The organism is Leptolyngbya iicbica LK (assembly GCF_004212215.1).
Taxonomy (GTDB): Bacteria; Cyanobacteriota; Cyanobacteriia; order Phormidesmidales; family Phormidesmidaceae; genus Halomicronema; species Halomicronema iicbica.
This window is the reverse complement of record NZ_QVFV01000003.1, coordinates 390,586-410,458: the sequence shown is the minus strand read 5'-3', so window position 1 is coordinate 410,458 and position 19,873 is coordinate 390,586. Positions and strand designations below refer to the sequence as shown.

At 51.4% G+C, this 19,873-nt stretch carries 23 protein-coding genes; 7 read left to right on the top strand and 16 right to left on the bottom strand.

All coding sequences use genetic code 11. The features are described from left to right. Nucleotides 1–48: 48 nt before the first annotated feature. From DYY88_RS15615 to DYY88_RS15600, 4 genes are all read right to left on the bottom strand, one after another. Nucleotides 49–852: an alpha/beta fold hydrolase gene (locus DYY88_RS15615; RefSeq protein WP_039724872.1), complete on the bottom strand. Its 804-nt coding sequence runs from the start codon at nt 850–852 to the stop codon at nt 49–51. A gap of 195 nt (nt 853–1,047) precedes the next feature. Beyond that, nucleotides 1,048–1,446 (bottom strand): peptide-methionine (R)-S-oxide reductase MsrB, encoded by a 399-nt coding sequence (gene msrB / locus DYY88_RS15610; protein ID WP_039724873.1) that lies wholly within the window; start codon nt 1,444–1,446, stop codon nt 1,048–1,050. A 155-nt stretch (nt 1,447–1,601) separates the two neighbouring features. After that, on the bottom strand, nt 1,602–2,489 hold the full coding sequence (locus DYY88_RS15605) for a DMT family transporter (RefSeq protein ID WP_039724874.1): 888 nt from the start codon (nt 2,487–2,489) through the stop codon (nt 1,602–1,604). Nucleotides 2,490–2,532: 43 nt separating this feature from the next. Further along, on the bottom strand, nt 2,533–2,796 hold the full coding sequence (locus tag DYY88_RS15600; protein ID WP_044150338.1) for a hypothetical protein: 264 nt from the start codon (nt 2,794–2,796) through the stop codon (nt 2,533–2,535). Between the two features lie 592 nt (nt 2,797–3,388). On the opposite strand from DYY88_RS15600, the gene DYY88_RS15595 reads away from it, so the two are divergent. Further along, the gene (locus DYY88_RS15595) at nt 3,389–3,586 is read left to right on the top strand and encodes a hypothetical protein (RefSeq protein WP_039724875.1); all 198 of its coding nucleotides are present in this window, start codon (nt 3,389–3,391) and stop codon (nt 3,584–3,586) included. A 49-nt stretch (nt 3,587–3,635) separates the two neighbouring features. Here DYY88_RS15595 and DYY88_RS24240 read toward each other — a convergent pair whose 3' ends face one another. From DYY88_RS24240 to DYY88_RS15585, 3 genes are all read right to left on the bottom strand, one after another. Continuing rightward, the gene (locus DYY88_RS24240; RefSeq protein WP_165390125.1) at nt 3,636–3,812 is read right to left on the bottom strand and encodes a hypothetical protein; all 177 of its coding nucleotides are present in this window, start codon (nt 3,810–3,812) and stop codon (nt 3,636–3,638) included. A 13-nt stretch (nt 3,813–3,825) separates the two neighbouring features. Beyond that, entirely contained in the window at nt 3,826–4,062 is a 237-nt protein-coding gene (locus tag DYY88_RS15590; RefSeq protein WP_236146268.1) for a hypothetical protein, read from the bottom strand. A gap of 86 nt (nt 4,063–4,148) precedes the next feature. Further along, nucleotides 4,149–4,847 (bottom strand): TrmH family RNA methyltransferase, encoded by a 699-nt coding sequence (locus tag DYY88_RS15585; protein WP_084606918.1) that lies wholly within the window; start codon nt 4,845–4,847, stop codon nt 4,149–4,151. Between the two features lie 219 nt (nt 4,848–5,066). Here DYY88_RS15585 and infC point away from each other — a divergent pair, with 219 nt between their 5' ends. The 3 genes from infC to DYY88_RS15570 all read left to right on the top strand — a co-directional run bounded on the left by infC (nt 5,067) and on the right by DYY88_RS15570 (nt 7,956). Then, entirely contained in the window at nt 5,067–5,594 is a 528-nt protein-coding gene (gene infC / locus DYY88_RS15580; protein ID WP_367889300.1) for a translation initiation factor IF-3, read from the top strand. 290 nt (nt 5,595–5,884) lie between these two features. Further along, nucleotides 5,885–6,091: a hypothetical protein gene (locus tag DYY88_RS15575; RefSeq protein WP_039724878.1), complete on the top strand. Its 207-nt coding sequence runs from the start codon at nt 5,885–5,887 to the stop codon at nt 6,089–6,091. 782 nt (nt 6,092–6,873) lie between these two features. Continuing rightward, nucleotides 6,874–7,956 carry an amino acid ABC transporter substrate-binding protein gene (locus tag DYY88_RS15570; RefSeq protein ID WP_039724879.1) on the top strand — a complete coding sequence of 361 codons (1,083 nt, stop codon included), beginning with the start codon at nt 6,874–6,876 and terminating at the stop codon, nt 7,954–7,956. Nucleotides 7,957–8,464: 508 nt separating this feature from the next. Here the strand turns inward: DYY88_RS15570 and DYY88_RS15565 are convergent. The 6 genes from DYY88_RS15565 to pedR all read right to left on the bottom strand — a co-directional run bounded on the left by DYY88_RS15565 (nt 8,465) and on the right by pedR (nt 14,466). Beyond that, nucleotides 8,465–9,817 carry a retroviral-like aspartic protease family protein gene (locus DYY88_RS15565; RefSeq protein ID WP_039724880.1) on the bottom strand — a complete coding sequence of 451 codons (1,353 nt, stop codon included), beginning with the start codon at nt 9,815–9,817 and terminating at the stop codon, nt 8,465–8,467. Between the two features lie 131 nt (nt 9,818–9,948). After that, nucleotides 9,949–10,065: a photosystem I reaction center subunit VIII gene (gene psaI / locus DYY88_RS15560; protein WP_039724881.1), complete on the bottom strand. Its 117-nt coding sequence runs from the start codon at nt 10,063–10,065 to the stop codon at nt 9,949–9,951. 201 nt (nt 10,066–10,266) lie between these two features. Further along, a complete protein-coding gene (locus DYY88_RS15555; RefSeq protein ID WP_039724882.1) occupies nt 10,267–12,336 on the bottom strand; it encodes a hypothetical protein in 2,070 nt (689 codons plus the stop codon). Nucleotides 12,337–12,424: 88 nt separating this feature from the next. Next, on the bottom strand, nt 12,425–13,711 hold the full coding sequence (hisS, locus tag DYY88_RS15550) for a histidine--tRNA ligase (RefSeq protein WP_039724883.1): 1,287 nt from the start codon (nt 13,709–13,711) through the stop codon (nt 12,425–12,427). 133 nt (nt 13,712–13,844) lie between these two features. Then, nucleotides 13,845–14,174, bottom strand: coding sequence for a hypothetical protein (locus DYY88_RS15545; protein ID WP_044150197.1), 330 nt, complete (start codon nt 14,172–14,174; stop codon nt 13,845–13,847). A 4-nt stretch (nt 14,175–14,178) separates the two neighbouring features. After that, the gene (gene pedR / locus DYY88_RS15540) at nt 14,179–14,466 is read right to left on the bottom strand and encodes a photosynthetic electron transport-dependent transcriptional regulator PedR (protein WP_039724884.1); all 288 of its coding nucleotides are present in this window, start codon (nt 14,464–14,466) and stop codon (nt 14,179–14,181) included. Between the two features lie 435 nt (nt 14,467–14,901). Here pedR and DYY88_RS15535 point away from each other — a divergent pair, with 435 nt between their 5' ends. Then, a complete protein-coding gene (locus DYY88_RS15535; RefSeq protein WP_084606920.1) occupies nt 14,902–15,183 on the top strand; it encodes a Calvin cycle protein CP12 in 282 nt (93 codons plus the stop codon). Nucleotides 15,184–15,304: 121 nt separating this feature from the next. On the opposite strand, the gene DYY88_RS15530 is transcribed toward DYY88_RS15535, so the two are convergent. The 3 genes from DYY88_RS15530 to DYY88_RS15520 all read right to left on the bottom strand — a co-directional run bounded on the left by DYY88_RS15530 (nt 15,305) and on the right by DYY88_RS15520 (nt 17,034). Then, complete coding sequence (locus tag DYY88_RS15530; RefSeq protein ID WP_039724885.1) at nt 15,305–15,715, bottom strand: thiol-disulfide oxidoreductase DCC family protein; 411 nt, start codon at nt 15,713–15,715, stop codon at nt 15,305–15,307. Between the two features lie 401 nt (nt 15,716–16,116). After that, a complete protein-coding gene (locus DYY88_RS15525) occupies nt 16,117–16,356 on the bottom strand; it encodes a NifU family protein (protein ID WP_039724886.1) in 240 nt (79 codons plus the stop codon). Nucleotides 16,357–16,449: 93 nt separating this feature from the next. Further along, the gene (locus DYY88_RS15520) at nt 16,450–17,034 is read right to left on the bottom strand and encodes a peroxiredoxin (protein WP_084606921.1); all 585 of its coding nucleotides are present in this window, start codon (nt 17,032–17,034) and stop codon (nt 16,450–16,452) included. Nucleotides 17,035–17,413: 379 nt separating this feature from the next. Here DYY88_RS15520 and DYY88_RS15515 point away from each other — a divergent pair, with 379 nt between their 5' ends. Beyond that, a complete protein-coding gene (locus DYY88_RS15515; protein ID WP_044150193.1) occupies nt 17,414–18,982 on the top strand; it encodes an NAD(P)/FAD-dependent oxidoreductase in 1,569 nt (522 codons plus the stop codon). Next, nucleotides 18,979–19,809, top strand: a complete 831-nt coding sequence (locus tag DYY88_RS15510) for a SirB1 family protein (RefSeq protein ID WP_039724887.1) — start codon at nt 18,979–18,981, stop codon at nt 19,807–19,809. The genes DYY88_RS15515 and DYY88_RS15510 overlap by 4 nt, the downstream gene beginning before the upstream one ends. Nucleotides 19,810–19,873: the final 64 nt, after the last annotated feature.

The window sequence follows — 19,873 nt, the reverse complement described above, 5'->3', positions numbered from 1 at the left end:
CTTTTCAGAGACTGACTGAAGCGCCTCATCCCCCATGGCGCAACCAGCTCAAAAGTGGGTTTGTAGCCAGTGCTCTAGGTCGGCCAGCACCCCCTCAGGAATTTCCCAAGGAAAGAGATGGGCGGTTTGGGGATATTGCTTGAAAGTACTGTGGGGGAGGTGTTGAGCGGTTTCGTGACTGGCCTGAGCGGTGATATGCCGATCGCACTCACCACACAATATTAATGAGGGAATGGCAATCTTTTCGAGATCCGGCAGGCGATTATAGCCAGCCCGTAACGCTTGATTGAGGGCTTGTTGGGCCGGTTTTGAGGTTTGTAGAAAGGCGGGGAACGCTTCGTTGGCAAGTCGTTGATAAGCCTGGGGAGTATGTTGCTGAATCAGATAGCGATAGAGCGATCGCTGGCCAAAGGTATCAATGTTCCACTGCCAACCAGGAGCGACTTTATTGATCAATGACGCGATCGCGGTGAGCGCATTGTCTTGCCAACTGATGGGGGGATGGTTGCCACGGGGACGCGCGGCGGTGCCCAACAGCATGAGACCGGCGATTCGCTGAGGCTGTTGGAGCGCTAGTTCCATGGCTAAAATACCGCCCAAAGACCACCCCAAAACCAGACATTGCTGAATATTCAACTGATCCAGCAAATCGGATAAATCTGCTAAGTGGTCAATCATCGCAAAGGGCTGGGTTGTGCGGCTATGGCCATATCCCCGTAAGTCCGGCGCGATTGTAGTGTAGCGCCGGGATAATTTTTCGGTGAATACCTGCATACAAGCGGCGTTGCCTGGATGACCGTGCAAGCATAAAAGCGGATAACCCTGCCCGCTCACGTCAACATTGAGTTGCATGGTGCCTGTTAGCAATGGAAAGATTGAGTCACAGCTTTCTCAAAGATGCTGTGGTGAGTCGCACTTGCCTGAAGTGGCCCTGATTGTGGTTTGAAAAAATAATCCAGCACCACAATGACTCTGCTAGGCGGTGCTGGAAAGGTTGATTTCATCGGCGATCGCAGCCACAATGAGCGACCACATAGGACATTGCCGCTAAGACTTTTTCTCAAAATCTAAGGAGGCTGAGTTGATGCAGTAACGCTGGCCAGTGGGCGCCGGACCATCGTTAAAGACGTGGCCTAAGTGCGCACCACAGTTGGCACAGTGAACTTCAGTCCGCACCATAAAAAAGCTGCGATCGGTTTCAGTTTCTACATTCTCGGTATTGGCAGGAGCCCAAAAGCTCGGCCAGCCAGTGCCAGAGTCAAACTTTTCATCAGAGCGAAATAGTTCGGTGCCACAGCAAATGCACTTGTAAGTACCGGGTTCTTTGTTGTCGTGATAAACCCCAGTAAAAGCTCGTTCAGTGCCCTTTTCGCGGGTGACGTGGTACTGCTCAGGTGTGAGTTGCGCTTTCCACTCTTGCTTGGATTTTTGGACTTTTTGAACCATGGTGATATGCGTTAATTCCCAGATATATCAACGGTTTGGCCAGTAGCTGTCGGGCTACCTCGAAGCCAGTAACGCTTTTATCGTAACGTAACCGGTTTGTAATCTCTTCGGTGGGTGGCCCCCCTGATCTTCGGGCTATCAACACCTGCCTCGAATTAGGATGTGCCGATGAGCAGCCAAATTCCCGCGATCGCAATCATGACCCCGAGCACGGCTCTTCCGGTGATGCGATCGCCCAAACTGGCGGCGATAGGCAACACAAAGAGCGGACTGGTCGCCAGCAGGGCTTGGGCAATGCCAGCGGGAGTAAATTTGAAGGCAATTTGCTGTAACCAAATTGCTAGATAGGTTCCTAAAAAAGCGGCGATCCCGAGCAGCGGCAAGAGTTGTCGCGATCGCAAGGGGATGAACTGCTGGCGAATCGAGCCCCGGCTGCTGACTAAAATCACGAGCACGATTGCACCCGCCGCAATGCGCAGCAAACCACTCCATAGGGGATCAACGGTGGTGTTGGCGAGTGCCCCGCGCGACATCACTGCCCCACTGGCTTGTCCTAGTTGGGCCAGCACACTCCAGAGCAGCCCCGTTTTCAGGTTGAAAGAATATTGGTCGGCGGCGGGCACCCGTTCTGAAATGACCCAGGCAATGCCGCCGACGGTGAGCACAATGCCACACCAGGCGATCGCGCCTAACCGTTCTTGCAAAAAAATCAAAGCAATTAAAGCGGTCAGCGGCGGAGCGAGAGTCTCCATTAGCAGGGCACGCCGCGCTCCCAAGTGATTGATCGATTTGAAATAGGCCGTATCGCCTAAGCCGATGCCGACAACGCCACTGAGCATTAGCCAGAAGATCGCGGCAGGCGGCAATTGGGGCTGTAAATTTTGCTGAATGACGAGGGTGAGGACAATTAAGGCGATCGCGATTCCCCCTTTCGCCAAATTCAAAACTAGCGGACTCAGGGATTTGCCCAACCGCCCAAAAATCACCGTCGATAATGCCCACAAAAATGCCGCAGTCAACGCTGCGATCTCACCCCTCAACATACGGCTAGCATCCCGCTCACTCTGCCGTTATGGTCACATATTTCTACCGTCGCCCGTAAAATGAGACTTCGACATCGGCGTACCAGCCTGGACCCATGTTTTCGTATAAAAAGACTCGCTCAACCTGGTAATAAACGCCATCGTGGAATAAACAATCCCCGACTCGTGGGATGATGGGATAAGTCGCAAACCACAAAGCATCTTTGACCGGCGCTTTGGGGTTGGTATTGCGGGCGGCAAGATAAAAAATTTGCACCTTATAAATGCCCCCTGCGATCGACCCTGCCGCTGGTGGCAGCGCCGGCATAGTGGAGGAGGATTTTTTGCTGCGCTTGGCGCGAGATCGGCGTTTGGGCTTCTCAGATCGGTCAGAACCTTCTGAATTGTCTGGAAGTGTTTGGTCTTGTTCGTCGTCCACGATAATTTAGCCAGTCAAGTTGCGATCGCTTGTGGCAATCATAAAAAATCTTGCTCACTTTGCAATGGGGAGTTGAGCAAGACTCGTTGAGCAACACCCAGAGTGTGAACGCTATATTTTGTGTACAAATGCAAAACAGTACGCCTATTTAGTGTCTTGGTGCTAGTCTTTACGCAATGACTGCTTTAGCCGACAACAGCCTGCAGCTGGCAGCAGTCCTAGACCGTATTTCTCAGAATTGGCAATTAACGTCATCCCAGGTCAGAGCCATTATCTGCTGTGGCCTGGGATGACGTAGGCGTGATTTCTCGAGTGGATTGTGAAATCGTCAGACACCTGTGCCGTTTCCTGCGGCTGGTTTTGATTTTTGCGCGATTAAATCTGGGGTAAAAGCCCCCAGCAGTGATCCAAATGGTTCGCTGTCGAGTTTAAGGATGATCACTTCATTGTCAATTCTTTGTCCTCATTAATGGTGAACTCCATGACTTATCAAACTCAGCTACGCCCTTGGTGTATCGTGCGTCAGTTGCCCGAGGCCAAAATCGCAGTCGTGGAAAGATTTCGGCGGTATCAGGATGCTGATGCCTTATTGCAATTAATGCGCCGACAGACGCCCAACTCTCAGCTCACAGTCATGTTTGAATCGCCGACCGAGCTCGTGCCAAAGCCTGCCCAGTAGTCCATCGCAACGGTATGGACAGTGGGGGCATCAAAATTTCGTCAGTTGCCTATCGCATCCGCTGTAGGCTCGTAATCACTCCGGCCCCGATGGTGAGCAACAACAGCAACCAGAGGATGATGCCTGGAATGAATGACAAAATCGTGATGCCCCGCAACACCCATATCAGCAGGGTTGTGCCTAATAAAGCCAGAAAAATTCGACTCGGTAGGGAAAGACGTCGCATATAACCAGCTTACTTAGCGAGCGGAACGAATGCCGCCCAAGATACCAATTCCTAGAGATAGGAGCAACATTGCCCAGGTAACGTATTCGGGAATTTGCTGTACCCAACCCAAGCCACGCAGCACTACTAGAATTGCCCCCAATACCAACATGACGCCGACGATATTCAGCACAATCATGATGGCAAGGTTGTTGGAATTGCCGCGCATAGTTGCTAACTCATGAACTGCAAGGCGAATCCATTGTGCCATGGGAAGTTCCCCGCTGCTTATTCTGACCCGCTTCGCCTCGTGATTAGAGAGGGTTAAGCTTAGCTGCTAGCAGTGAGACGAAAAGTTTATCTGATTTGTTGCCAATACCGCCGTTCCAGCGCAGCACTATGTTGGATTGACTGGCGAAGCCAAGTTAGCCGGAGAGCTTGTTTTTCGCGATCGCTCAGTTGCCAGGCCACCTCCAGAGATTTGAGCCGCTGCATCATCGTGTACAGACACACGGCGGCACTGACAGAGACATTCAAGCTTTCGACAAAACCTACCATGGGGATTTTGAGCTGATAGTCGGCGGTCGCGATCGCCCGTTGCGAGACGCCATCCTGCTCACTCCCAAAGATGACGGCTAATTTTTGATCCAGGGGCATGGTTTCGGGGGGCACCGCGTTAAGGTGCGGACTCGTCGCCACAATGAGATAGCCCTGCGATCGCAACTTTTCACAACAGAGCAGCGTATTGTCTTGCTCTGGCTCGCCATATTGATGTTGTGTCACCCATTTAGTCGCTCCCGAAGCCGCTCCCACCCGCGCCTTAAAGGTGTTGTAATTTTCCACCACGTGTACATCTTGAATGCCTAGGGCATCGCACGTTCGCAGTAAAGCGCTGGCATTGTGGGGATCATGAAAATCTTCGGCAACTACCGTGACATGACGAGTTCTGTGGGCTAACACCGCATCGATTCTCCCGAGTCGCTGGGAGGTTACAAAACTTTCTAGGTATGCCATGAGCGCTAACTCGTCACTGACCGTCATCGATTTGCCCAGCATTGCCTCCACCGACCTCGGGCTATCATGCTACCAGTGCCTCTATAACCCTCGCTACGACTGTCTGCGGTGGTCCCAACTCTGCAATGCGAAAGTTCACAATTATGCTGCAGGTCGCTGTTTTCATTGCTTTCCATTAACGTCTACAGGTTGATAGATGGCAAGGCGGGCAAGCTTGGGGTATGTTTAGAGCACACTGCACCCTAATGAGTTTCGGAGGAAATCGCTATCGTTAGAAGAAGGTTTACCAATCGCCGTGTACGCCCTGAGCAGCCGAACATCAATCACAACATTAAAGCGCCGCAAGTGCGACTGATTGATCACGAAAATGAAAACCGTGGCGTCATGGATACCCGAGATGCGGTCAGCATTGCGGAAGAAGTCGGGCTTGATTTGGTCGTCGTATCAGAAGGCAAGGATACGCCCGTCGCTAAGATCCTCGATTACGGCAAGCACCAATATCAGCAGAAAAAGCGGCAGAAGCAAAGTTCCAAGCCGACCATGAAAGAGGTCAAGCTGCGCCCAAATGTTGATGATTCCGACTACGACATTCGGATTGAGCGGGCGACCAAGTGGCTTGACAAGGGTAATCACGTTAAGTTTCAAATTCGCCTACGGGGACGGGAGCATCAGCATCGCGATCGCGCCCGTGAACTACTAGAGCGCATTGTGCAAGACCTGAACGACGTGGCTAAGGTGCAGAGTCTTGATACCCGTGCGCTGATTGTTCAATTGGTGCCGGAATCCTAAGACCGCACAGTGTGAAATGTCTTGACGGGGCTGCAATGGTTTGTGGCCCCGTTATTTTTTGACTGATGATCAAGGGAGGCATCACGTTGGCGTGGTCGAACCTGAAGCCAATATGAGTTGCGCCGTCGTGATTTGTTGCAACTCGACGCAATGCGACATCCTTTCGCGAGAAACATTACGCTTTAGCGATAAAGATGAACAAACACTGCAAACCGCTGCAAGCTATTCCACCCATGCAGTAACCTAAATCTAGGTTCGAAATCTAAAGTAAACATTAAGAGATTCATCTTATGAACCCTCATCTGCTTCGTCAATTATGGGCTCTAGTTGAACAGTCTCAAAGTCATCGCATCTTGAGCCTCGACGACAATAGTCTTGTGCATTGGCTAATTGATCAGGTATCGGGTGAGCGATCGCTAGATACTGTAGAAACCGCTAACCTCAACTGCTATATCCGCAGCCGCATCCCTTTAATTCGCGACATTGCCCAAAGCTAAAATTAGTCTGATGTCAGGCTGGCATTGATTCGTCAGTAGTCTACGCCCCGTCGTGCAAGGGCTAGGTCACCTCTTCAACTTTTCTGAAATGACCGTCACCGTATGCCTGACCGCGCGGCTCATTGAAGCCGTCTGATAGCAAGCTGGCACCTAATCACTACGATCCAATCAAGCCTTACTCTTGAGCCTGGTGAAGACGAATAATTGAGCAATCTTCAGAGTCGTTTACCGGATGATTAGCTAAGGGTTAGCTACTATGCCCCACGTTTGTGCTGCGGTCAGCATGAACGCTTGGTAGAGCGATGCTTGCTTTCGAAGACCAGTAAGGCCATCTGAGCCAATCAACCCCATAGGCGCATAGGACTATCAGCACGCATTTTTTTGACACGGCACAAAGTTCGTTGCTAAGCCGCACTCGAATGTTGAGCATTGACAGAGCCCTCGACTAAACTTCTTCCGACCGAGCAGAGCATTCAGTCCGAACTCAGCTTGAACCATCCGATCTTCAGACCAAACTCTCAGCACCATTCTTTAGCCAACCCTTTGTGACTTTAACTTATCAAAACCATTGGTAGCCTCATTATGAGCTCTCCCTATGGTCAGATTTTTTAAGTCGCTGGTGCCCGCACTCTTCACAAAGTGACCTAAGATACAAAAATATTTCTTCATGCGTTGGAATGTTAAGCCTATGTTGAACTGATTTCCAACGCCATGATGGGCTGCTTATTCTGGGGCAGCCTGTATGAATACGTGATTACGATAAGTTAGTGAGGTGTGACCCAATGAAAAAATGGGGTTTTCTCGGATTAGCGCTGGCCCTTTCCTTAGCGACGGCTTGTGCAAGTCCAACGACCGATGATGCTGCTAGCGGCGGTGATGCCGATGGTGGTGAAGAGACTACAGCGACTGCTGGTGGTAGCCGTTTAGCTGCTGTTCTAGAGCGGGGACAACTAGTCTGTGGTGTCGATGGGGGTATTCCTGGCTTCAGCTTCGTCGACGAGAGCGGTGTCTATTCTGGACTCGACGTCGATGTCTGTCGGGCTGTAGCTGCAGCCTTATTTGATGACCCTGATGCTGTAGAGTATCGTCGTCTTGACTCTACCGAGCGTTTCACTGCGCTAGCTGGTGGTGAGGTTGATATGTTGTCCCGTAATACCACTTGGACACTGAGCCGGGATACGCAAGTGGGTATGGAATTCGGCCCGACTACCTTCTATGACGGCCAAGGCATGATGGTACGAGAAGCCAGCGGTATCACTTCGCTAGAAGATTTTGCTGGCCGTGCAGTTTGCGTCGAAACGGGTACGACTACTGAGTTGAACCTGACCGACCAGATGCGGAAGTTAGGGGTTGACTTCGAACCTGTGGTCTTCCAAGATGCTGACGCTGCGTATGCAGCCTATGACGAAGGTCGTTGCGAAGGCATGACTTCGGACAAGTCTCAGTTGATTGCTCGTCGTAGCACCCTACCGACTCCTGATGAGCACGTATTGCTCGATGTCACGATGTCTAAAGAGCCTTTAGGGCCTTTGACAGTCAACAATGACTCCGCTTGGTTTGACGTGGTGAAGTGGGTGACTTTTGGCCTCATTCAGGCCGAAGAGTTTGGCATTACTTCTGAGAATATCGCTGAGTTCCAAGGGGGCGATGATCCTAATATCGCTCGCTTCCTAGGAGAAGAAGGCACGCTAGGTGAAGACATGGGAATCTCTAATGACTTCATGGCTCGCGCTATTACCCATGTTGGCAACTATGGCGAAGTCTTCGAGCGTAATCTAGGAGCCAGTTCTCAGTTCAATCTGGATCGTGGTCAGAATGCGCTGTGGACAGAGGGTGGCCTGCTGTATGCACCTCCTTTCCGCTAAATCAAGTCTGGCTAGAACTGTTGAGGTCTAGTACGCTCAACGTTCAAACTCGCTGATGCTTAAAGGTTCTCATCTGAGCAGTTTATTTCTGTTTTGGATGAGAACCTTTGGTTTATCTGTTGAAAATAAGGAATCAAGGGTTTGGAAGCTCAGATTCAGCCTCTCTTGAAATTCGTGTGTAAGCTTTAAATCTCTGTAGGCTGTGCGTTGCTTTAAGGGACGAATCAAAATCCTAAAGCAGAGTACGAACAAAAAACAAAGCTATGTTGTTAGACCTCAATTTTGAGCTGCCACACATCAAGCTCCCAGATTCAGTTTAGGTTTCTGAAGAGCTGCAATAACTTTAACTATGCAGAGTAAATTTGTAACTTTATGAGGTGTCAGGTTAGGTCATTTTCCTCAATAACCTGAATCGTTTGATTTTCGTCACTGAATCAAACTTCTGGCAACTACTGCCCCATATCATGTGTTCGTTGCCTATCATTAGTAGAACCCAATGGGTAAGCGCTTAAAAAGCGCAGCCAGAATTGCTCGAAGATGCGAAGGCCGGTTTATCTGGGTCAATTACACATGTCAGAAAATCTCCGTCTCTGTTGACCTGAACCTTAATGAGGCCAGTGTAGCGACTCAACATTGGCTGTTGAATAAAGTTACATACCTGCTGAGAGGTCAAGCGATCGTAGCGGTCTTGATTGACTGATATGATTTGGTCCCCAATCTGTAGTCCTGCTTGGACAGCTGCAGACGGTCGACGAAGTCCTGTAATGATCAACTTATTTCCCTGCATCATTGACTGAAAACCGTACAGAGGATGTGAGGGATATAGCTCGTCAAAAAAGTCTGTGGGAAATAGATAAAGTTGTCGCTGAGTATAGTCAAGCGTGAGAATAAAGTGTTCTAAAAAGTCATTGCCAATGAGCGTGTCTGAATATAAAGGTTGATCTACATCAACAGAAACCGGGAAATTATTTAAGGACAAACTGCCGATTGATAAATGTGACAATTCTACGGTTTTCTGCCGAACCTTTTTCCAGCCACCAAGCGTTTCTACGAGTCCCTCAGAGATGTCTATGGGCTGTAGATGTTGAGTTCCTAATTGCTTAGCTGACATGTCAGCTAGATGGATGCTGCCGTTCCAACCGGTGTCGATCATGGCTGGAATTTCAACGTTATGGTTAGCCGTTAATCTTACTATGGGTCTAAGATCAACTAATTCAAAAGGTAAGGTAATTGCTCCTTGGATATGATCCAAGGAAGAAATGTCATCGGAGACAGTTAATGTATGGTTTTGATAGTTGATTTGCCAAATGCCGTGATGCATGAGGCTACCCCCAAGAGCACCACTGTCTGACAGGCAAAAGAGCGGCTGTCCAGGTGTACTAAATGGGACAGCAAAAGTACCTACTTGATGAAAAGTAGCATCGGCAATTTGGACGTGCTCTACGACTCCGTAAAGAGTTTGGGGATTGATACGGAAAGATACTAAAAAGGGAGTCTGTTCGGCAAGATGCCTATCAATAAGAGATGTTTTCATCCCTGTATCAAAAATGAAAGGGAAAGGCTGTTGTTTTGATTGAAGGCGAACGGCTATGAGAATGTGCTTTCCCTGATACTGAAAGGAAGTCGTTACGGGACTGGATAGCTCGCCCCAATATGTCCATCCTTCTAAAACTTGAATAGTCCCCAAAATGAAGTGTTCTTGAGCACTTTTCAAAGGTAACCAGCGATCAGTGACTATTGTCTCAAATTCTGTGCTGATGGCTGTCGTCGCGTAAGTCTGTCGCCAGTGAGGATAGTAAATGCAGGCGATCCCCGCTACGAGCAATGACAGACATAAAAATTTGCTTTTGAGTCCTTTCATCGTTCCTGAGTTGCCTCAAATGGCCGATATGTTAGGACTTATTGCCTACCTTCATGATAAAACGAAAGACCTTTACCCTCCATTGACGGAAGATAAAGGTCACAGTTATTTAGAGATGAGTTGATTTAATGTTACGCGTCAGCGGCTTCGTCGCGCTCGATGTACAGAAACAAGAAGGCCATTGCCGCAGCGGGGAAGACGATGCCGACTAGAGGAACCAAAATTGTGGGTAAAAAAGAAGCTGCCATAAACTATATATTCCTATCACTCAATACAGCGTCAAAAGCTTGCCAGAGCAATGTTGCACGAGCAAACTCACAGATTAGCGTACTGTGAAATGGCCAGAAATGCTGCATTGCTTAACAGTCATTGCTGCATTTCTTAACGATTGCCGATTGCTGCTCTCATATCTAGGCTGTTTGTCATGAATATCGTCAACCAACAGATGCTCACAGAGGAGCATCGCTGTCTGAAGTGTGAGGATTGGCAGGTAAGATTTCACGAACGAGGCTAGTTTTATAACTTTCCTGCTGGGTCGCAAGGTCGATCGCGATCGCTTCAAATTGGGCTTCGATACTCCCGAGGGGAACCTGCAACTGCAAAAAAGCGGTTTGGTCGCCTTCTGCAGTGGGTGACCAGTTCATTAACCAGCGGGGGCGATCGACGAGGGTGCGACTTTGAATATCCGTCACCCAAACTTTGACTGCCAGCCGTCGGGGATAGCGTGGCAAGCGGACGGTAATGGGTAGGGGTTGCCCTGCGACGAGTTCGCCCTGGGGGAAGACCCATTCGGGAACCGGAACATCGCCTAATTCCTGACGATTGGGTTCGCCGGGTTGGAGCACCTCTACGAGGGGCTCGCTGTCAGTTGTGGTGATATCAAGGGCTTCGACAATTGGCTCATCGTCGGAGTCATACACGACGACTTCATAGTTGATCGGCTCATCGGTATTAGCGGCGATCTCGGCATCACTGCTCGACTGCTGGCTGTCGGTCGCTGGGATATCTTGGACACCTGCGGCTTCCAGTTGAGCTTTATGTTCTGCTGCGGCTTTTTGGGCTGCTTCGGCCAGGGCACTGAGCCGATTCCAAAACCGCCCTTGGAGGTCGGGCTCAAATGTGGTGTCAGCAGATGCCGCTGTGGATGCCTGGGATTGAGCAGTGGCGGCAGATTGGTCAGAAGCTGCGTCGGCGATCGGCGATGACGAGGGAGATTTGCCCACCGTTGGTAATTGTGGTGATGCCGTCGTGTCGGTAACCTCAGGGGCGGGGACCGAGTAAGATTTGGCTGCTGCACCCAAGGGGGGCAAGGTGAGAGGTTTCGGCGTCGATTCTGTGGTGGCTGAATTATCAGGGGGATTAGGCGCTGGGCGATCGCGTTCGGGTTGATTTGACAGTCGCGGCAGCGTCGGTGCGCCCACCGTTTTTTTATCTATAGGTCGATAAATGACCGGAGGCAGTGTTAACCCATTCGACGGCAGATAAATTTGCCGAAATGGCACGGAACGCGGCGATAAAGGATTAGCAATGCGATTAGCGGTATTCTCTGCAGGCGTGGAATCAGGCGGGTCGCCTGCGGTGGCGACATCTTCAAAGCGATTGCTGGCCGTTCCCTCAGCTTGGTTAGCCACCACCTCTAGTAGAGCATCGAGGTTAAGGGTCACGGTGAACCCCTGAATGGCCAATACCTGTGGTGGGTCAGACGCCGTCCACAGGCTAAGTTCCCCCATCAGGAGCCGCGTATTGCTGACGCTGGGTAGCGGCATTATGATCTCAAACCGACTCGGTAGTGCAGCGATGGAAAGCGCCCGCGCCGATTGATGGACAACCGCCCCTGTTTCTGGATTTCGAAGTTGTATCCACAGTGTGCCTTCCCCAGCTAAGCCCTCAACTTGGGAAAAAGTCATGACCTGTCCCTGTAAAGCTAATGGCTCAGCCGTCTGGGCCACCAGGGCTTGATGCTGTAATTGCAAACGCAGGGGCAGATCTGCGAGCGGGGTCTGAATCGTGAACGGATCGGCGGGAGTGGCATCTGAGCCCGTCCAAGTGGCGGTAGCCGTCGGTAAGGCCGCTTGATTAGCCGATTGCAAAGAGGTAGTTAGGGGCGGAGAATAGGTGAGCTGCTCGGCCAGGGATGCTTCATCGAGTTCTGTCTCCCAATATTCCACCCCAGATTCGATCGCGAGTACTTCTAGCTGTACGCCAAATTCCCAAGGCGCATTCCCCTCTGTTTGGGCAGCGGTACAAGTGACGGTCCAGTGTCCTGGCGTGAGATGGGTGAAGGGAATGACCACCATCAACCCGTTTTCGTTAGTCGTGCCCGTGCGTCTAAGGGTTTTGCGTTGGGGCGGCATTTGCTCTGTCAGCAGGCGACTGAGGCGAATGTTGACGTCGGCTTGGCAATAACTGCTGTGGGCGATGATGCGATATCGCCCTTCCGAAATTTCAACGTGGGCCGTCTCCAACGGGAGCCAGTCGCGATCGCCCTCTTTTTGTAGTAAAAACTCCCAATACGCCATAGCCCGTCCTGCGTTAGCAAGTGCGAAGTTTACGCAGTATAGCGGTCATCCTATCGACTTATATCGAATCCGGCAAATGTTTGTGAAATTAGGTCGCTTGCTGGGCTTGGCGCACTTTTTGCACCAGCTCATCGGCCGCTTGCGTCAAAGATGTCTGACTGACTTCTGACTGTTCGCCTGAGGTGAGCCACTTGAGCTGCACGGTTCCTTGTTCGGCTTCGGCTTCTCCCAAGATGACGCAGAGAACCGCGCCGCTGCGATCGGCCCGTTTGAATTGTTTGCCAAAGGCCGATCCGCTCAAATCCATCTCCACTGCTAAGCCTGCTTGGCGGAGAGCTTGCGCCACCTGTAGCGCCTTACCTGCCGTCGCCTCACCCCGCGAGACAATGTACACATCCATTGCGGTGCTCGGTTCCACCGCCAATTGTTTGAGCAGTAGCGTCAGCCGTTCGAGCCCGATCGCCCAACCAATGGCGGGAGTATCGGCCCCGCCCAGTTGCGCAATCAGACCGTCATAGCGACCGCCGCCGCAGACCGTTGCCTGCGCTCCTAAATCGGCGGATTGAATTTCAAAGGCAGTGTGGGTGTAATAATCGAGCCCGCGTACTAGGCGCGGATTGAGGTTGTAGGCAATGCCCAGATCTGTTAAGTACTGCTGCACCTGATCAAAGTGCTGTTGCGAATCGGGACTCAAAAAGTCCAGCAGGCTAGGAGCCGCTTGGACAATTTCTTGGGTCTTGGTGTCCTTACTATCCAGAATGCGGAGGGGGTTGGTGGTTAGACGATTCTGGGAATCGACGTCTAAGTCGGCCTTGTGGGGAGTCAAAAAGTCTACCAGGGCATCGCGGTAGCGCTGGCGATCGTCACCGTTGCCCACTGAATTGAGATCCATCGTGAGGGACTTGAGCCCCAGGGTCTGCAAGAGCGTGGTAGCGATCGCAATCACCTCTACATCTGCGCGCGGATCACGACTCCCCAATAGCTCCACATCGAGTTGGTGAAATTGCCGCTGCCGCCCGGCTTGTGGCCGCTCGTAACGAAACGCTGGCCCCACATGCCAAAGCCGTAGCACACTGCCCTGAGCGGTGAGTTTGTGCTCATTGACGGCTCGCACTAACCCCGCCGTAATTTCAGGCCGCAAGGTCAGGGAACGACCGCCCCGATCTTCAAAGGTGTACATTTCCTTGCCGACGACATCGGTCGCCTCGCCAATGCCCCGTTCGAACAGTTGAGTTTGCTCAAACATGGGGGGCCGAATTTCACGATAAGCCGCCCGCTGCAACAGGTCGCGGGCCGTTGTTTCGACCCACTGCCAGAGCGGCGTTTCATCCGGCAAAATATCACGGGTGCCCCGTAGCGCTTGAATCGTCTTCATACCCTTACTGTCTCTTGTGAAGTCTGTGGCTCATGGGGTGGGCAACAACCGAGAGAAACTTGCACTGGCCGATCTCAGCCATCGCTTTGCGAGCGCTTGCCCTGTTGCCCATCCGCTGTGAGGAATGATGTCGCTATTTGCTTAAGGTCTCCCACTGGCCGTAGCGATCGCCATAGTAGGTCAGGATCGCTTCTACCTGGGGCTGACACTGCTCGGCAGCATCGGCGTTGTAGCGAATCCACACCCCGCCAACTTGGCTTTGCAAATAGTCAAATTCTTTGGCGGTCTGGGGTAACAACCCCGTATTCACGCCCTCAATTTGCCGCAAATGGGCCGCCACTTCCCGATAAACCGCTAAGGGCAACTGGGGACTATGCAAGCGATATTCAACCTGCTCGGAAACGGCCGCTTGGGCGGAAGTCGGCTGGGCCGAAGTGCTGTTTTGCTCTATCGAATCTGCCATGCGCTCAAGATATCGATCCCTGCTGATCCACATTGGGCAGCGTACAGCAATTCACATCATTGATACAGACCTTGCCCCATTGGAGTGCCCATCGCACCAGCGCCACACGATTGCCGGTGGCAGTTTTAGTCAAAATATTGCTGATGTGATTATCGACTGTGCGCTTGCTGATCTCCAACTCCTCAGAGATTTCTTGGTTGGTAAGTCCTGCCGCGACGAGTTCCACAATCTGGAGTTCACGTTCCGAGAGCGTACCTTGAAGTTGAGTGTCGGGAGTCTCACTGCCTGCCATGGGTATCTATAAGTCTTATGTGTATATATGCTTATTCATTAGTCTACTGCGATTAGTTAGCTTACGCTGACCGAAATTAATTGTCCTCATCAGTTTGATCCCCAAATGATCCCCATGGCTTACCGGTTGCAGACACTCTGACCTGTCTACCGGAGCCAGCTGATTGGCGGTTGTTCTAGCGAGTGCGATCGCCGCATATGCCCGGGGAGTGGAAAATCTCCACGCTAGCCGTGCGCGATGCCAGTCTTCAGGCAGCAAAGTAAACCGCTGCTGTTCAAAATATAGGTAACTTTATGCGGAGCAACAGTTCCTGACAAGGAGTAAGAAAAACTCATAAAACATAGAAAAAACTTATATTCAAATCGCTCGCCTATTCGCTGGGTTTATCGCTAGGCTATATCTAGTTCAACCGATAACCATCAACTCACAACTGCTATGACTTACATAACAACTGCTGCGGCTCCTGTGAATACGACTGCTCCGGCAAAAGTAATTCCGTCTCCTTCGTTAGCAACTCGTTTGCAGGCGGCTTTAGAACATGCCCGTCGACTGACTGAGATGCGAGGAACATCTGATGTCGAAGTGGCGATCGCTTGGGAAACCGTTGAAGAGTTACAAGTCGCGTTTTATCAACGCCAGCCTGTCGTAACTAACTCCTTGGAGCGATATTGCTCAGCTAATCCAGATGCGCCAGAGTGCCGCATTTACGAAGACTGATTTGACTTTGCGTCCGGTCTAAATCCATCTCAGTGGTTTAATCCTGCCTCAAACAACACGAAGAGCTAGCGGAAACTCCGGTTTCCGCTTTTTTGTGCGTAATTTACTTAAGTAGATATGGTCAAATTTGGGAGCAGCGATCGCTTTCACAGACTTGATACGCTGACTCGTAAAGGTCGTCACGTCCGCCAAAGAGGGCGTAGCGATGGTCGCGAATGAATCGATAAAAACCGTCGCCAGCATTTTTGGCTCCCGGCAGCGATCGATACGCCTGTACAAAGAGATTTCCTAACGGCAGCAAGCGGCCAATTTCTTCTGCGGCATCACTGCCCTGCCAGCGGGTCTCAGGCTGTTGCGGATTTAGCAAAATCATCCCCGCTTCACAGTCCTCGGCGGTAATGTGCCATTGGCTCAGCATTTCTTCGTCTTGCATCGGCACATATCGAAACTGCTGGCCTTGGTCGAGTTGCTCTAGCAGGCGCACCAGCGTGACACACAAATTACAGTTGCCGTCGTAAATTACTGCGTACATAGATCATTTGAGTTGCGATCGCTCGCTTTCAGCCTAAACGATTGCTAGCCCAGTTGGCTGAGTTATCCAGCCAGGCAAAACGATTTGCCTAATCAGTCAATAAGCCAACAACTAACCTTGAAAAATAACCTGCTGTAAGCAACTGACAGTAACCGCCCGAACTGAAGTCACTTCAAGTTTAGAGATGAGATTGATGCAGACAATCAACTCATCATCGAAATGTAAGAGTTAAAAGTAATCGTCGTCGGTGAGTAACCGGGCTATCACAAGGCGGAGCAAACGCAATTTGATAGAGGTGCTTTCAATCTAAGGCTCGTAAATAAAGCCAAAAACAAAGCCAACCACTACGACCTAGATGGTAATGGCTGGCTGTTTTTCTGGCTGTAATTGTAACGATCTCGCTAAACGACTTGCTCAACTTCGGCGATTTCAGGAATGAACTCGCGCAGGCGACGCTCAATGCCCATGCGCAGGGTCATTGTGGAGCTGGGGCAAGAGCCACAAGCCCCTTGTAAACGCAAGCGAACAGTCGGGCCGTCAATCTCGACGAGTTCAACGTTGCCGCCATCGGCCATCAGATAGGGACGCAGTTCGTCTAATACCGTTTCCACATTGTCTGAAGTCAAGGCCAAAGTTTGCATGATTCTCCTTCGCAAATTATTTGTTTGATGAGTTCTATTTTAAGGATGCCATGGCAGATTGTTGCGATCGCGCCTTTAACCGTTCCCCAGGCGTTAGCTAGCAGTGCTGTTTGACGGCATGAGCAATGATTCTAGCGTGAGCAAAACCTCTTGACTGTGAATTGCAGGTCGCACGCCTAAAAAGCGCTCGCGCAAAATGCCGTCCGGGTCGATCAAGTAAGTGTGGCGGAGCGATCGCCCCGTCAGCCAAGAGCCATAGGCTTTGCTCACTTCACCACGCTTTTCACCGCGCACATCAGACAGCAGCGGAAACTCAATGCCCTCAGCAGCGCAAAAACTTTCGTGAGAACTGATATCATCGCCGCTCACGCCAACAATTTCTGCGTTGAGGGCCTGAAAGTCGGCTCGACTTTCTTGAAATCGGCGAGCCTCTAGCGTGCAACCCGAAGTCCCATCTTGCGGATAGAAATAAAGCACCACCCAATGACCCCGATAATCTTCCAAAGCAATCTCTCCCTGCCCAGAGTTGGTCGGCAAGGTAAAGCTAGGTGCGGGTTCGCCAATAGTGGGTTGCGGCCCGCCCAGAGCCCAGGCCGGTGAGGCTGCTAATGTCCAACTCATGACCAGAGCGACCACTGCTGTCAGCCCAGCTAGCCAATGACGGCGCGAAATAAACATGTCAAACTGCCCTTAGATACTTAACAAAAGTTTAGGATCTAAGGGCGGTTTTTGCAGGCTTGCAGGCTAAGCGTCTGAGTCTATAAGCTCTTCCGGAGCTGATAATGGAGTTTGTGAATTGCGCGGCTTGAATACCGGCTGGCTAAGTTGCTGGCACTGTTGCGCAGTCATTAAAGTCACCCAGCGCCCGGAGTGCGGGTCGCGATAGGCCCAAAATGGATTGTCTCTCGGTTCTGAAGGTGGAGTTGGCTGTGGCATTGTCTCTTATTCAACCGTGGGCCTACAACAGCCGACCGGTGGCTGCTATTTAGGCTCTAGTATTCCCGATGCCGCTCGTCGCCATCTCCGATAAATTGCTGAATTTCAACCAATTGTGCCGATGACTTTGTCCCCTTCCCGCACGACAGCCGACTGGCTGGCCCATTTACCGCAGACTCTTACCGGGTTGCAGATGGCCGATACGCGCTGGCAACAATATCGTCAGGGAAATTGGCCCGTGCCCCAGGTGATCCATCAAGCGCAGACACAGCTACCTACGGTGGAGTGGGATGTAGTGATCAGCGGCGGGACCTTGGGCATTTTGCTCGGGGCTACGCTGGCTCAAAAGGGGTGGCGAGTCGCAGTTTTAGAAAAAGGGGCATTGCGGGGACGTGACCAGGAATGGAATATCTCGCGCCACGAGCTGCAAACCTTGGTGGAGCTAGATCTGTTGTCTGAGGCAGAGCTAGAAGAGGCGATCGCCACTGAATACAATCCCGCCCGTATCCAATTTGGTGATAGTGAGCCGGTTTGGGTGCGCGATGTGCTGAACGTTGGGGTTGATCCGGTCTATCTGTTAGAGGCGCTGAAGCAGAAATTTGTCGCAGCCGGCGGCACTCTGGTCGAGCAGACTGCATTTCAGAAGGCCTCAGTACATCCTAATGGCGTGGCGGTCACCGCAGGCGATCAACAATTCCAAGCTCGCTTGTTGATTGATGCGATGGGCCACTTTTCGCCACTGGTGCAGCAAGCGCGGCAGGGCAGCCAACCCGATGGCATTTGTCTGGTGGTGGGGACCTGTGCCGATGGCTATGTTGAAAACGAGACGGGTGATTTGATCGTCTCCTTTACGCCAGTGCGCCGCCAATGCCAGTATTTTTGGGAGGCTTTTCCGGCTCGAGATGGTCGCACGACTTACTTATTTACTTATGTCGATAGCCATCCTGATCGGCTTAGTCTGACCGACTTGTTCGATGACTACTGGCAACTCTTGCCCGACTATCAGCAAATTGAACTCAGTCAACTCGATATTAAGCGAGCATTGTTTGGCTTTTTTCCCTGCTATCGCGATAGTCCGTTGCAATATCCTTGGGGCCGGGTATTGCCCGTGGGAGATAGTAGCGGCAGTCAGTCACCCTTGAGCTTTGGTGGTTTTGGGGCCATGATTCGCCATTTATCGCGGTTAACCCGTGGCATTGATGAAGCTTTGGAAACGAATTCGTTAGGTGCGGCTGAGTTAGGTTGGCTGCAGCCTTATCAGCCCAACTTGTCTGTGACGTGGCTGTTTCAAGAGTCGATGCGCGTGGGTATGGAGCAATCGTTGCCACCAGACCAAATCAACCGCATTCTCGGGACGATTTTTGGCGACATGGCCGCTCTGGGGAACGCGACCCTCAAGCCGTTTCTGCAAGATGTGGTGCAGTTCCCGGCACTGGCTAAAACACTCTTACGGACCTCTGTGAAGCATCCGGCTCTGGTCGCGCAAATTTTGCCGCAGGTGGGGGTAGGCGCGATCGCTCGCTGGCTACCTCATTACACTGCCCTGGCCGGATACTCCTTATTGCGGCCAGCCGCTCGAGCCATCCAACCGCTAACAACTACGCTTTCTGAAAAGCAGCAATACCAGTACCATCGTTGGTTAGATGCTTTGCAATACGGTACCGGTAGCGACTATAGGGGAAGTACATGAGCTCATCGTTGGCCCGCGATCGCTTTACCACAGAAGTTCAGCGCCCGGATGAGGTCATCAATTTAGCCCTAGCGGCTCTTTACATTGCGCAAGAAGAGTATCCCGAGGTAGACTGCCGAACCTACCTGCAGCGTCTAGACCAGATGGCCGATGAGTTGCGCGATCGCCTACCCGCAGAAGCCTATCCCCTCAAAATTATTCGCGCTATTAATGATTATCTATTCGCGGCTCAGGGCTTCGTTGGCAATACCCAGGACTACTACAATCCCCAAAACAGCTTTCTAAACCACGTACTTGAGCGTCGTACCGGGATTCCCATCACCTTGTCATTGGTTTATTTAGAACTGGCCAACCGCATTGACTTTCCCATGGCGGGGGTCGGCATGCCCGGTCATTTTCTAGTTCGCCCAACGCTGGCGGAAATGGCGATTTTTGTCGATGCCTTTCACCAGGGCGAAGTCATGTTTGAAGAAGACTGCCGCGATCGCATCAAAACCATGTACGGGGCAGAAGCCCGAATGCTGCCACAGCACCTGGAACCCATTGGCAAAAAACCATTTCTCGCGCGAATCCTCACTAACCTCAAAGTTATTTATCTGCAGCGGCAGGATATTGCCCGGGCATTAGCTGCGATTGACCGCATCTTATTACTCTTGCCGAATGCCCTGATGGAGCGCCGCGATCGTGGCCTCATCTACTATCGCGAAGGGAAATTATCTGAAGCGAAGACCGATCTCAAGTACTACCTCTTGAATCACCCTGATGCGCCTGATAGTTTTGAGATTCAGCAGGTATTGAGCCAAATCAATACCGCCTTAAGTGACTAATCTGAAGAATCACTCAAAAGGCAGCGTGGTAGAGGCCGCGATCGACGCTGACCTACACCAAACA

Excerpts from the sequence above, each read along its gene's own strand:
- DYY88_RS15615 (WP_039724872.1), bottom strand. The coding sequence starts at position 852 with ATGCAACTCAATGTTGACGTGAGCGGGCAGGGTTATCCGCTTTTATGC.
- msrB (WP_039724873.1), bottom strand. The coding sequence starts at position 1,446 with ATGGTTCAAAAAGTCCAAAAATCCAAGCAAGAGTGGAAAGCGCAACTC.
- DYY88_RS15605 (WP_039724874.1), bottom strand. The coding sequence starts at position 2,489 with ATGTTGAGGGGTGAGATCGCAGCGTTGACTGCGGCATTTTTGTGGGCA.
- DYY88_RS15600 (WP_044150338.1), bottom strand. The coding sequence starts at position 2,796 with ATGCCGGCGCTGCCACCAGCGGCAGGGTCGATCGCAGGGGGCATTTAT.
- DYY88_RS15595 (WP_039724875.1), top strand. The coding sequence starts at position 3,389 with ATGACTTATCAAACTCAGCTACGCCCTTGGTGTATCGTGCGTCAGTTG.
- DYY88_RS24240 (WP_165390125.1), bottom strand. The coding sequence starts at position 3,812 with ATGCGACGTCTTTCCCTACCGAGTCGAATTTTTCTGGCTTTATTAGGC.
- DYY88_RS15590 (WP_236146268.1), bottom strand. The coding sequence starts at position 4,062 with ATGGCACAATGGATTCGCCTTGCAGTTCATGAGTTAGCAACTATGCGC.
- DYY88_RS15585 (WP_084606918.1), bottom strand. The coding sequence starts at position 4,847 with ATGCTGGGCAAATCGATGACGGTCAGTGACGAGTTAGCGCTCATGGCA.
- DYY88_RS15575 (WP_039724878.1), top strand. The coding sequence starts at position 5,885 with ATGAACCCTCATCTGCTTCGTCAATTATGGGCTCTAGTTGAACAGTCT.
- DYY88_RS15570 (WP_039724879.1), top strand. The coding sequence starts at position 6,874 with ATGAAAAAATGGGGTTTTCTCGGATTAGCGCTGGCCCTTTCCTTAGCG.
- DYY88_RS15565 (WP_039724880.1), bottom strand. The coding sequence starts at position 9,817 with ATGAAAGGACTCAAAAGCAAATTTTTATGTCTGTCATTGCTCGTAGCG.
- psaI (WP_039724881.1), bottom strand. The coding sequence starts at position 10,065 with ATGGCAGCTTCTTTTTTACCCACAATTTTGGTTCCTCTAGTCGGCATC.
- DYY88_RS15555 (WP_039724882.1), bottom strand. The coding sequence starts at position 12,336 with ATGGCGTATTGGGAGTTTTTACTACAAAAAGAGGGCGATCGCGACTGG.
- hisS (WP_039724883.1), bottom strand. The coding sequence starts at position 13,711 with ATGAAGACGATTCAAGCGCTACGGGGCACCCGTGATATTTTGCCGGAT.
- DYY88_RS15545 (WP_044150197.1), bottom strand. The coding sequence starts at position 14,174 with ATGGCAGATTCGATAGAGCAAAACAGCACTTCGGCCCAGCCGACTTCC.
- pedR (WP_039724884.1), bottom strand. The coding sequence starts at position 14,466 with ATGGCAGGCAGTGAGACTCCCGACACTCAACTTCAAGGTACGCTCTCG.
- DYY88_RS15535 (WP_084606920.1), top strand. The coding sequence starts at position 14,902 with ATGACTTACATAACAACTGCTGCGGCTCCTGTGAATACGACTGCTCCG.
- DYY88_RS15530 (WP_039724885.1), bottom strand. The coding sequence starts at position 15,715 with ATGTACGCAGTAATTTACGACGGCAACTGTAATTTGTGTGTCACGCTG.
- DYY88_RS15525 (WP_039724886.1), bottom strand. The coding sequence starts at position 16,356 with ATGCAAACTTTGGCCTTGACTTCAGACAATGTGGAAACGGTATTAGAC.
- DYY88_RS15520 (WP_084606921.1), bottom strand. The coding sequence starts at position 17,034 with ATGTTTATTTCGCGCCGTCATTGGCTAGCTGGGCTGACAGCAGTGGTC.
- DYY88_RS15515 (WP_044150193.1), top strand. The coding sequence starts at position 17,414 with ATGACTTTGTCCCCTTCCCGCACGACAGCCGACTGGCTGGCCCATTTA.
- DYY88_RS15510 (WP_039724887.1), top strand. The coding sequence starts at position 18,979 with ATGAGCTCATCGTTGGCCCGCGATCGCTTTACCACAGAAGTTCAGCGC.